The sequence below is a fragment of the Rugamonas sp. DEMB1 genome, assembly GCF_029834475.1.
In the GTDB taxonomy this organism is placed as follows: domain Bacteria; phylum Pseudomonadota; class Gammaproteobacteria; order Burkholderiales; family Burkholderiaceae_D; genus Rugamonas; species Rugamonas rubra.
This window is the reverse complement of the sequence record NZ_CP122407.1, coordinates 5,467,681-5,479,126: the sequence shown is the minus strand read 5'-3', so window position 1 is coordinate 5,479,126 and position 11,446 is coordinate 5,467,681. Positions and strand designations below refer to the sequence as shown.

5 protein-coding genes, 2 tRNA genes, 3 rRNA genes and 1 riboswitch are annotated in these 11,446 nt (G+C 59.7%); of the genes, 5 read left to right on the top strand and 5 right to left on the bottom strand.

Features of this window, described 5'->3' with window-relative positions:
* Nucleotide 1: 1 nt before the first annotated feature.
* The 5 genes from QC826_RS25280 to cobT all read right to left on the bottom strand — a co-directional run bounded on the left by QC826_RS25280 (nt 2) and on the right by cobT (nt 5,758).
* On the bottom strand, nt 2-1,024 hold the full coding sequence (locus QC826_RS25280; protein WP_279762959.1) for a FecCD family ABC transporter permease: 1,023 nt from the start codon (nt 1,022-1,024) through the stop codon (nt 2-4).
* 78 nt (nt 1,025-1,102) lie between these two features.
* Nucleotides 1,103-2,977: a TonB-dependent receptor domain-containing protein gene (locus tag QC826_RS25275; protein WP_279762958.1), complete on the bottom strand. Its 1,875-nt coding sequence runs from the start codon at nt 2,975-2,977 to the stop codon at nt 1,103-1,105.
* A 131-nt stretch (nt 2,978-3,108) separates the two neighbouring features.
* Nucleotides 3,109-3,329, bottom strand: a riboswitch (cobalamin riboswitch).
* Nucleotides 3,330-3,386: 57 nt separating this feature from the next.
* Nucleotides 3,387-3,923, bottom strand: a complete 537-nt coding sequence (locus QC826_RS25270) for a histidine phosphatase family protein (protein ID WP_279762957.1) — start codon at nt 3,921-3,923, stop codon at nt 3,387-3,389.
* 10 nt (nt 3,924-3,933) lie between these two features.
* Nucleotides 3,934-4,713, bottom strand: coding sequence for an adenosylcobinamide-GDP ribazoletransferase (locus QC826_RS25265; protein ID WP_279762956.1), 780 nt, complete (start codon nt 4,711-4,713; stop codon nt 3,934-3,936).
* A gap of 10 nt (nt 4,714-4,723) precedes the next feature.
* Nucleotides 4,724-5,758: a nicotinate-nucleotide--dimethylbenzimidazole phosphoribosyltransferase gene (gene cobT / locus QC826_RS25260; protein WP_279762955.1), complete on the bottom strand. Its 1,035-nt coding sequence runs from the start codon at nt 5,756-5,758 to the stop codon at nt 4,724-4,726.
* A 475-nt stretch (nt 5,759-6,233) separates the two neighbouring features.
* Here cobT and QC826_RS25255 point away from each other — a divergent pair.
* The 5 genes from QC826_RS25255 (at nt 6,234) to rrf (ending at nt 11,424) form a co-directional block, all read left to right on the top strand.
* Nucleotides 6,234-7,764 (top strand): 16S ribosomal RNA (locus QC826_RS25255).
* Between the two features lie 98 nt (nt 7,765-7,862).
* Nucleotides 7,863-7,939: transfer RNA gene (locus QC826_RS25250), tRNA-Ile, on the top strand.
* A gap of 19 nt (nt 7,940-7,958) precedes the next feature.
* Nucleotides 7,959-8,034 (top strand) — tRNA-Ala (locus QC826_RS25245).
* 241 nt (nt 8,035-8,275) lie between these two features.
* A 23S ribosomal RNA gene (locus QC826_RS25240) occupies nt 8,276-11,167 on the top strand.
* Between the two features lie 144 nt (nt 11,168-11,311).
* Nucleotides 11,312-11,424, top strand: a 5S ribosomal RNA gene (gene rrf, locus QC826_RS25235).
* Together the 16S, 23S and 5S rRNA genes with 2 tRNA genes alongside form the textbook arrangement of a ribosomal RNA operon.
* Nucleotides 11,425-11,446: the final 22 nt, after the last annotated feature.

The following is an 11,446-nucleotide window of genomic DNA, read 5'->3' as shown; positions in this document are numbered from 1 at the left end:
ATTATTTGCGCAGTCGGTGCAGTTGGTACAGGAACACCGGCGTGCCGATCAAGGCGGTGACCACGCCGACCGGCAGCTGCTGCGGCGCCAGGGCGGTGCGCGCCAGCGTGTCGGCCAGCACCAGGAAGGTGCCGCCGGCCAGCGCCGCCGCCGGAATCAGCACGCGGTGGTCCGGCCCGACGGCGAAGCGGCAGGCGTGCGGCACGATCAGGCCGACGAAGCCGATGCTGCCGGCGCTGGTGACGGCGCTGGCGGTGAGCAGGCCGGAGCAGAAGAACAGACCCTTGCGCAGCGGGCCGACCTTGATGCCGAGGGTGGCGGCCGCCTCGGCGTGCAGCGCCATCACGTTCATCGAGCGGGCGCTGCGCAGGGCGAACAGCATGGCGCCGGCCAGCACCACCCAGGGCAGCCAGCGCACCGGCGCGCCGGCCAGGTCGCCAATCATCCAGAACACCATGGTGCGCAGGCGGCTCTCCGGGGCGATCGACAGCATCAGCGTGACCACCGCGACGCAGGCGCATTGCAAAATCACGCCGGTCAGCAGCAGCAGGGCGGTGCCGCCCTCGGCGGCGGTGCCGCCGCGCAGGTCGCGCCGCGCCAGCAGGTAGAGGATCATCGAGATGATGACGGCGCCGGCGAAGGCGGAGGCGTCGACCATCCAGGCGGCGCACATGAACATCAGCGCGCCCAGCGCGCCGACCGAGGCGCCGGCCGAGATGCCCAGCACATACGGGTCGGCCAGCGGATTGCGCAGCAGGGCCTGCATCATCACGCCGGCCAGCGACAGCGCCGCGCCGGTGACGAAGGCGGTCAGGGCGCGGCTGGCGCGCAGGTCGAGCAGGGTGGCGGCGAGCGAGGCGGACTGGCCGTGCAGCAGCTCGCCCAGCGCCGCCGGCATGTCGGCCAGGGGGATGGCGATGGAGCCGGTCATGCCGGCCACCAGCAGGCTGGCGAAGGCGCACAGCAGCAGGATGGCCAGGATCAGGCCGGCGCGCTGTCGCAAGTTGCTGGAGTAGGAGTGCATGTACTGCTTTCAAAAGTTGGGATTGCGCCTGCCGGGCGCGCAGGGGAGTCGCCCGGCAGGTTACACCAATTGCCGCGCTTACTTGTAGCCGTAGCGGATGGCGGCGAACAGCTTGGCGCCGGAGGCGGCGTAGTTGCGCGCCACCTCGTACTGCTTGTCGGCGAGGTTGTTCCAGCGGACCAGGGCCGACCAGTCGGCGTTGATGCGGTAGGTGGCGAACAGGTTGACCAGGCCGTAGCCGCCCAGGCGCGTCTTGTTGGCGCTGTCGTCGAAGCGCTCACCGGCCAGTTCCAGCTCGACGCCGGCCTTGAGCGCGCCGGCGCTGTAGTCGGCGGCGAAGTTGGCGTGCTTCTTCGCGCGCCGCGCCAGCGATTTGCCGGTGCTCTCGTCCCTGGCGTTGAGCAGGTCGATGTTGCCGTTCAGGCCGAAGGCGCCGAGCTGGCGGCTGGCCGACAGCGACAGGCCTTCCAGCAGCGCGTGGTTGACGTTGTAGACGCAGGACGGATACTTCTTCGGATCGACCGTGCTGACCAGGCAAGGGCTGGTGCTCACCAGCAGGTCGGTCAGGCGGTTGTGGAAGTAGACGGCGTTCAGCTGGGTCGCGCCGGCGCTGTAGTGCAGGCCCAGTTCGGCGTTGCGGCCTTTTTCAGGCTTGCTCGACTCGGTGCCGTAGGCCGGGTAGTACAACTCGTTGAAGGTCGGTGCGCGGAAGCTGGTGCCGTAGCTGGCGCTGGCGCGCAGCGCGCCGTTGATGCGGTAGCCGTAGCCGGCCGCGCCGGTGGTCTTGCCGCCGTATTGCGAGCTGTCGTCGTTGCGCAGGCCGAGGTTGACCAAGTGGTCGCCGCGCTTCATGTTGTAGGAGGCGGCCAGCGATGTGGTGGTGCGCTCGCGTTCGGTCTCCTTGAGCGTCGACTCGACCTGCTCCTTGCGGTGGCCGTACAGCAGTTGCAGCATGTCGGCGCCGACGCGGACGTCGTTCTGCCAGGTCAGGTCGGTCTGCTTGGTGTCGATCTGGCTGCGCTCCTTGGCCGTGGTGCCGGTGGCGTTGAAGGACTTGTCGCGCGACTCGGACAGCTGCACCAGGCTGGACCAGATCGGCAGGATCTGGTTCTTGCTGTACAGCGCCAGGTTTTGCAGCTTCTGCTGCGAGCGCGTGTCGAAGGCCGACTTGCCGCTGTCGTACTGGAAGTCGAGGCGGCTGGTGAGGAACTGCGCGCCCAATTCGTGGCCCTTGGCCAGTTGCAGGCCGACTTGGCCGGCGGCGTTGTCGCGCTGGTAGCCGTCGCGGTCCGGGTTGTAGGCGGAGCTGGCGGGCAGGGTGGAGGAGAAGCCGTCGGACTTCTCCTTGCCGGCGCTGAGCGCGTAGCTGAGCGCATGCTCGCCGCCGGTGGCGCCGGAAATGCCGGCGTCGATTTGGCGGGTGTTGTCGCTGCCGTAGCCGACGGAGGCGCTGAGCGCCGGCGCGCCCTGGCCTTTCTTGGTGAAGATCTGGATCACGCCGCCGATGGCGTCGGCGCCGTACAAGGTGCTCAGCGGGCCGTAGACGATTTCGATGTGGTCGACCGCCGTCAGCGGAATGGCGCTCCAGCTGGCCGCGCCGCTGGTGGCCGAGCCGATGCGCACGCCGTCGACCAGCACGATGTTCTGGTTGCCGTTGGCGCCACGGATATAGACCGTGGAGTTGGTGCCGGGGCCGCCGTTGCGGGCGATCTGGATGCCGCGCTGGCGTTGCAGCAGGTCGACCAGCGAGCCGGCGCCGGATTGGGCGATCTGCTCGGCGTCGATCGACAGCGTGTCGCTGAGGATGTCGCTGGCCAGTTGCGGCGTACGGGTGGCGGTGACGAGCACGTTGTTCAGGGGGGCGGTGTTGGCGCTTTGGGCCAGCGCGGAAGGAACGGCCAAAGCCAACGCCAGCGAGGACAGCGCCGCGTGGCGTGAGACGAATACGGTCATGATATTTCTTCAGTAAGATGCAACCGGCCGACGTCCCCGTGGGCCAGATTGAACAGAGGCGGCGGACCGGATAGCACAAGCGCGGCCGGCGCCGATTGCCCGGGCCGGCTCGTCTTGTGCGCAAAGGAGCGCGCGCTTCCACCTGTTTTGGCCGGTATCCGGGCTTGCAAGTTCGACCGCCTTACCTTCCCATGCGCAGCACAGTGGTTGTCAGAGGCGGTTCGTCACAGATGGCGTGACACTTGTTGACCGTTGCGGGGGCAGCACACGCTGGCCTTTGGACTGGCTTCGTGTTTCCCGTTTAACTGCGCGCCTGGACAGGCGCGCGGGCACCAAAACCCCGCCATTATACATTCGGCCGGCGCCGCGCCTGTGCCGTGGCTACAACGCTGCAAGCGAGGCGGCGCGCTCAGGATGCCAGCGTCAGCGCGGCGCCGTAGGCGATGGCGTGCGGCGTGCGCGCCGCCTGCAGGGCGGCGTCGGCCGGGGCCAGGCCGGCGTGGCAGGCGGCCAGCAGGCGGATGGTGCCGGCATGGCAGACCACGATGGCGTCCGCTTGCTGGCGCTGGAGGTCGGCGTAAAAGCCGGCGACGCGCTGCGCCATGCGCAGCACGCTGTCGCCGCCGCCGGGGCGGTAGTGGACCAGGTCGGCCGCCCAGGCGTCGATCTCGGCGCGGGCGATGTCGTCCCAGCGGCGCATCTCCCAACTGCCGAAGTCCATCTCCACCAGGCGCGGGTCGAAGCGCGGCGCGGCGCGCGACAGCCGCGTGGCCAGCTCGGCGCAGCGGCGCAGCGGACTGGAATACACCGTGGCCTGGTTCGGCAGCCCGCTCGATTCGGCGAGTACGCGCTCCAATTCGCCGGGGGCGATGGCCAGGTCGGTGCTGCCGTAGCAGACACCCGCCGCGACTTGCGGCTTGGGATGGCGGAGCAGGATCAGCCGCATACCAGCCGCATCAACGCCAGGCGCCTTGGCCCAGGCTGGCCAGCACGCCCAGGTAGAAAACCACCTCGGTCACCTGCTGCACCGCGCCCAGGCAGTCGCCGGTGTAACCGCCGATGCGGCGCACGCATTTTTGTCCCAGCCACGCGGCGGCGAGGGCGGCCACGACGGCGCCGCCGGCGACGGCCTGCCACGACAGCGCGCCGGCCGCGACCAGCAGCAGCGCCGGCAGCGTGGCGCAGAACGCGGCGATGAGGAACTCTTGGGTACTCATCTCCTGCGCCATCGGCTTGGCTTTGCCGTCGGCACGGGCGTATTCCAGCCGCCAGATCAGCGCCGTCGCCGCCAGGCGCGACAAGGGATGGGCGACGAACAGCGCGGCCAGCGCGGTGGCTGGCGGCAGCAGGGCCAGCGCCACGCACTTGAGCGCCAGCAGGCAGACGATGCCGATGGCGCCATATGCGCCTATGCGCGAGTCCTTCATGATCTCGAGCACGCGCTCGGGCGTCATGCCGCCGCCGAAGCCGTCGCACATGTCGGCGAAGCCGTCCTCGTGGAAGGCGCCGGTGGCGTAGATGCCGGCCGCCGTCGCCAGCACCGCCGCCAGCGACGCCGGGAACAGAAGCGCCGCCAGCGCATACACCGCGCCGCAAATGGACGCGACGACCACGCCCACCAGCGGGAAGTAGCGCGACGCATGGTGCAGCCAATCCGGCTCGAAGCCGACCCATTTGGGAATCGGCAGGCGGGTAAAGAACTGCAGGGCGATGAAGAACAGGCGGATCTGCTGCATGGCGCCGGCCTTACTCGGCTTTTTCGCTGACCTGGGCGGATTCGAAGGTCGCCATCTGGTTCAGGAAGTTGACCGATGCGTGCAGCAGCGGCAGCGCCAGCGCGCAACCGGTGCCTTCGCCCAGGCGCAGGCCGAGCTGCAGCAGGGGGCGGGCGTTCAGGTTGGTGAGCATGCGTTGGTGGCCGCTCTCGTCGGAGCAGTGGGAAAAGACGCAGTAGTCGAGGATGGCCGGCTGCAAGCGCGCCGCCACCAGCAGGGCGCTAGTGACGATAAAGCCGTCGATCAGCAGGACCATGCGTCGCTCCGCCGCCTTCAGCATGGCGCCGGCCATCATGGCGATTTCCAGTCCACCGAAGGTAGCCAGTACATCCAGCGGCGCGATGGCCGTGGAGTGCAGGGCCACTGCCGCCTCGATCACGTGTTGCTTGTGAAGGATGCCGTCGGACGACAGTCCGGTGCCCGCACCCACGCAGTCGGCGACGGCAATGCCGGTCAGCTTGTGCATCAGCGCGGCGGCGGCCGTTGTGTTGCCGATGCCCATTTCGCCAAAGCCGACTACGTTGGCGTCGAGGTCGGCGACGAGCGCCATGCCGCTGGCCAGCGCGGCCTCACAGGTCTGCCGGCTCATCGCCGCTTGTTGGGCGAAATTCCGTGTGCCCTTGGCCAGCTTGCGGTCGATCAGTCCGTCGCGCGGGCCGAAGTCGTGATTCACGCCGGCGTCGATGATGTGCAGGGCGCAGTTGTTCTGCTGTGCGAAGACATTGATGGCGGCGCCCTTGGCCAGGAAGTTTTCCACCATCTGCCAGGTGACGTCCTGCGGATAGGCCGAGATGCCTTCCGCTACCACGCCGTGGTCGCCGGCGAACACCATAATGGCCGGCTTGTGCAGGGCAATCTTGGTGGTCTGCTGGATCAAACCAATCTGCTTCGCCAGCGACTCCAATACACCGAGACTGCCGAGTGGCTTGGTCTTGTTGTTGATGGCTTGGTCAAGCGAGGCTGCCAATGCGTCGTTGCTGCTTGCTGCGATAGTTGGAATGAACATAGCGGGCTATATATAGTGAAGGAGGGAGAATTTGATGGCCGCTACGATAGCACAGAGATTAATCCGGTTAACCCTTGTCAGCCCCCTAGGCCTTTGCTATAGTTCGCCTCCCCGCAGTACGGAGCGCGCAAAACAGCGTGGCGCAGAGTGAAACGGGGAAAAGTAGGGGGTTGACGAAATGGCCGAAACGCTGCATACTCTTCCTTCTTCGCAGCTGACAAACAAAACGCTTTGTCAAGGGTTGAAAGCCCGGTTGCAGGCAGTACCGAATAAAGTTCTTTAACAATTAACAGTCGATAAGTGTGGATGTTTGATGAGAGTGCAGCGGCTTCTTCGGAAGTCGTCAACTTAAAATATCAAATGTTCACAAGAAGTAATGAAATAGGACGCTTCGCAAGAAGTGGCCTGTCAGTATTTTGAGTGAGCGACCCCTTAGCAATAAGGGTGACACGAAAGTGTCAAAGTAACAGAGATTAAACTGAAGAGTTTGATCCTGGCTCAGATTGAACGCTGGCGGCATGCCTTACACATGCAAGTCGAACGGCAGCGCGGGGCAACCTGGCGGCGAGTGGCGAACGGGTGAGTAATATATCGGAACGTACCCTGGAGTGGGGGATAACGTAGCGAAAGTTACGCTAATACCGCATACGATCTAAGGATGAAAGTGGGGGATTCGCAAGAACCTCATGCTCCTGGAGCGGCCGATATCTGATTAGCTAGTTGGTGGGGTAAAGGCCTACCAAGGCATCGATCAGTAGCTGGTCTGAGAGGACGACCAGCCACACTGGAACTGAGACACGGTCCAGACTCCTACGGGAGGCAGCAGTGGGGAATTTTGGACAATGGGCGAAAGCCTGATCCAGCAATGCCGCGTGAGTGAAGAAGGCCTTCGGGTTGTAAAGCTCTTTTGTCAGGGAAGAAACGGTGGGTTCTAATACAGCCTGCTAATGACGGTACCTGAAGAATAAGCACCGGCTAACTACGTGCCAGCAGCCGCGGTAATACGTAGGGTGCAAGCGTTAATCGGAATTACTGGGCGTAAAGCGTGCGCAGGCGGTTTTGTAAGTCTGTCGTGAAATCCCCGGGCTCAACCTGGGAATGGCGATGGAGACTGCAAGGCTAGAGTTTGGCAGAGGGGGGTAGAATTCCACGTGTAGCAGTGAAATGCGTAGATATGTGGAGGAACACCGATGGCGAAGGCAGCCCCCTGGGTCAAGACTGACGCTCATGCACGAAAGCGTGGGGAGCAAACAGGATTAGATACCCTGGTAGTCCACGCCCTAAACGATGTCTACTAGTTGTCGGGTCTTAATTGACTTGGTAACGCAGCTAACGCGTGAAGTAGACCGCCTGGGGAGTACGGTCGCAAGATTAAAACTCAAAGGAATTGACGGGAGCCCGCACAAGCGGTGGATGATGTGGATTAATTCGATGCAACGCGAAAAACCTTACCTACCCTTGACATGGCTGGAATCCCCGAGAGATTGGGGAGTGCTCGAAAGAGAACCAGTACACAGGTGCTGCATGGCTGTCGTCAGCTCGTGTCGTGAGATGTTGGGTTAAGTCCCGCAACGAGCGCAACCCTTGTCATTAGTTGCTACGAAAGGGCACTCTAATGAGACTGCCGGTGACAAACCGGAGGAAGGTGGGGATGACGTCAAGTCCTCATGGCCCTTATGGGTAGGGCTTCACACGTCATACAATGGTACATACAGAGCGCCGCCAACCCGCGAGGGGGAGCTAATCGCAGAAAGTGTATCGTAGTCCGGATTGTAGTCTGCAACTCGACTGCATGAAGTTGGAATCGCTAGTAATCGCGGATCAGCATGTCGCGGTGAATACGTTCCCGGGTCTTGTACACACCGCCCGTCACACCATGGGAGCGGGTTTTACCAGAAGTAGGTAGCTTAACCGCAAGGAGGGCGCTTACCACGGTAGGATTCGTGACTGGGGTGAAGTCGTAACAAGGTAGCCGTATCGGAAGGTGCGGCTGGATCACCTCCTTTCTAGAGTATGCACCGGACCACGTTGGGGGGAACCTCGATGGGGGTTACATCATCAAGCATTCACACTTATCGACTGTCAATTAAGAAGAACAGCATTTGGGGCTGTAGCTCAGCTGGTTAGAGCACCGTGTTGATAACGCGGGGGTCGTTGGTTCGAGTCCAACCAGCCCTACCAGGATTCGAGTAGTACCCTAGGGGGATTAGCTCAGCTGGGAGAGCACCTGCTTTGCAAGCAGGGGGTCGTCGGTTCGATCCCGTCATCCTCCACCAAAAGTTCAAACGTAAGCCCTGCCCTAGCGGCAAGCGCGGTTTAGGTTTGGTCTTTTAGAGATTAAATGCTGTTTCGTTCTTTAAAAATTTGGAAGAAGTAAAAGTAAAGATTATTTATTAATCGCATCGATCGGAAGGTTGATGTGATGGGTAATGATTGTATGTATCAACAAACATAGCAACATGTAGTTTCTTATTCCTATAAACGCTCCTTGTTTAGTCGCAGGGGCTAACGTTATAGGGACAAGCGAATAAGTGCACATGGTGGATGCCTTGGCGATTACAGGCGATGAAGGACGTAGTAGCTTGCGATAAGCTGCGGGGAGCGAGCAAACACGCTTTGATCCGCAGATTTCCGAATGGGGAAACCCGGCCTTTTAGGTCATTGCATACTGAATACATAGGTATGCAAAGCGAACGCGGCGAACTGAAACATCTAAGTAGCTGCAGGAAAAGAAATCAACCGAGATTCCCAAAGTAGTGGCGAGCGAAATGGGATGAGCCTGCACGTTTTAGCATGACGCATAGAAGAATCCTCTGGAAATAGGAACCGTAGCGGGTGATAGTCCCGTATTCGAAATGCGATGTGTGGAACTAAGCGTGCGACAAGTAGGGCGGGACACGAGAAATCCTGTCTGAATATGGGGGGACCATCCTCCAAGGCTAAATACTCGTAATCGACCGATAGTGAACCAGTACCGTGAGGGAAAGGCGAAAAGAACCCCGGAAGGGGAGTGAAATAGATCCTGAAACCGTGTGCATACAAACAGTAGGAGCGGACTTGTTCCGTGACTGCGTACCTTTTGTATAATGGGTCAGCGACTTACATTCAGTGGCAAGGTTAACCGATTAGGGAAGCCGTAGAGAAATCGAGTCCGAATAGGGCGTTCAGTCGCTGGGTGTAGACCCGAAACCAAGTGATCTACTCATGGCCAGGATGAAGGTGCGGTAACACGCACTGGAGGTCCGAACCCACTAATGTTGAAAAATTAGGGGATGAGCTGTGGGTAGGGGTGAAAGGCTAAACAAACTTGGAAATAGCTGGTTCTCTCCGAAAACTATTTAGGTAGTGCCTCAAGTATCACCATCGGGGGTAGAGCACTGTTATGGCTAGGGGGTCATCGCGACTTACCAAACCATTGCAAACTCCGAATACCGATGAGTGCGAGCTTGGGAGACAGACGTCGGGTGCTAACGTCCGGCGTCAAGAGGGAAACAACCCAGACCGCCAGCTAAGGTGCCAAAGATTGGCTAAGTGGAAAACGAAGTGGGAAGGCTAAAACAGTCAGGATGTTGGCTTAGAAGCAGCCATCATTTAAAGAAAGCGTAATAGCTCACTGATCGAGTCGTCCTGCGCGGAAGATGTAACGGGGCTAAGCCAGTCACCGAAGCTGCGGATATTTTTCCTGTGATTTATCACGGGATCGATATGGTAGGAGAGCGTTCTGTAAGCCTGCGAAGGTGTCTTGTAAAGGATGCTGGAGGTATCAGAAGTGCGAATGCTGACATGAGTAGCGATAATGGGGGTGAAAAGCCCCCACGCCGTAAGCCCAAGGTTTCCTGTTCAACGTTCATCGGAGCAGGGTGAGTCGGCCCCTAAGGCGAGGCAGAGATGCGTAGCTGATGGGAAGCAGGTTAATATTCCTGCACCGTCGTATGATGCGATGGGGGGACGGATCGCGGAAGGTTGTCTGCCTGTTGGAATAGGCAGTTTCTGGTTCATAGAAGGCGCTTAGGCAAATCCGGGCGCGGAATTCAAGGGACTGGGACGAGTGAATTTATTCATGAAGCAATCGGAAGTGGTTCCAAGAAAAGCCTCTAAGCTTCAGTCATACGAGACCGTACCGCAAACCGACACAGGTGGGCGAGATGAGTATTCTAAGGCGCTTGAGAGAACTCGGGAGAAGGAACTCGGCAAATTGGTACCGTAACTTCGGGAAAAGGTACGCCCTTGTAGCTTGACCACTTTACTGTGGAAGGGTGAACGGGTTGCAATAAACTGGTGGCTGCGACTGTTTAATAAAAACACAGCACTCTGCAAACACGAAAGTGGACGTATAGGGTGTGACGCCTGCCCGGTGCTGGAAGATTAAATGATGGGGTGCAAGCTCTTGATTGAAGTCCCAGTAAACGGCGGCCGTAACTATAACGGTCCTAAGGTAGCGAAATTCCTTGTCGGGTAAGTTCCGACCTGCACGAATGGCGTAACGATGGCCACACTGTCTCCTCCCGAGACTCAGCGAAGTTGAAATGTTTGTGATGATGCAATCTACCCGCGGCTAGACGGAAAGACCCCATGAACCTTTACTGTAGCTTTGCATTGGACTTTGAACCAATCTGTGTAGGATAGGTGGGAGGCTTTGAAGCGGGGACGCCAGTCTTCGTGGAGCCAACCTTGAAATACCACCCTGGTTTGTTTGAGGTTCTAACCTTGGTCCGTTATCCGGATCGGGGACAGTGCATGGTAGGCAGTTTGACTGGGGCGGTCTCCTCCTAAAGTGTAACGGAGGAGTTCGAAGGTACGCTAGATACGGTCGGACATCGTGTTGATAGTGCAATGGCATAAGCGTGCTTAACTGCGAGACTGACAAGTCGAGCAGGTACGAAAGTAGGACATAGTGATCCGGTGGTTCTGTATGGAAGGGCCATCGCTCAACGGATAAAAGGTACTCTGGGGATAACAGGCTGATTCCTCCCAAGAGTTCATATCGACGGGGGAGTTTGGCACCTCGATGTCGGCTCATCACATCCTGGGGCTGTAGCCGGTCCCAAGGGTATGGCTGTTCGCCATTTAAAGTGGTACGTGAGCTGGGTTTAAAACGTCGTGAGACAGTTTGGTCCCTATCTGCCGTGGGCGTTGGAAATTTGAAGGGGGCTGCTCCTAGTACGAGAGGACCGGAGTGGACAGACCTCTGGTGTACCGGTTGTCACGCCAGTGGCATTGCCGGGTAGCTAAGTCTGGAAGAGATAACCGCTGAAAGCATCTAAGCGGGAAACTTGCCTTGAGATGAGATTTCCCAGAGCCTTGAGCTCTTTGAAGGGTCGTTCGAGACCAGGACGTTGATAGGCTGGGTGTGGAAGTGCAGTAATGCATTAAGCTAACCAGTACTAATTGCCCGTAAGGCTTGTCCCTATAACCTTAGCAGGTTGTAAGAATAAGAACTACGTGTCGCCTGAGTTGTTGATACATCGTTCATTACCCCATTCTTTACCGATACTTCTTCCCAATTTTAGAGCGCCGTCGCCCATCGGGGACGCGCGTTCGTACAAGTCAATGCCTGATGACCATAGCAAGTTGGTACCACCCCTTCCCATCCCGAACAGGACCGTGAAACAACTCTGCGCCGATGATAGTGCTGCAACCAGTGTGAAAGTAGGTTATCGTCAGGCTAGTTATATGTAGTAGTGTAAA

Coding starts and splice junctions, on each gene's coding strand:
- QC826_RS25280 (WP_279762959.1), bottom strand. CDS start 1,024: ATGCACTCCTACTCCAGCAACTTGCGACAGCGCGCCGGCCTGATCCTG.
- QC826_RS25275 (WP_279762958.1), bottom strand. CDS start 2,977: ATGACCGTATTCGTCTCACGCCACGCGGCGCTGTCCTCGCTGGCGTTG.
- QC826_RS25270 (WP_279762957.1), bottom strand. CDS start 3,923: ATGCGGCTGATCCTGCTCCGCCATCCCAAGCCGCAAGTCGCGGCGGGT.
- QC826_RS25265 (WP_279762956.1), bottom strand. CDS start 4,713: ATGCAGCAGATCCGCCTGTTCTTCATCGCCCTGCAGTTCTTTACCCGC.
- cobT (WP_279762955.1), bottom strand. CDS start 5,758: ATGTTCATTCCAACTATCGCAGCAAGCAGCAACGACGCATTGGCAGCC.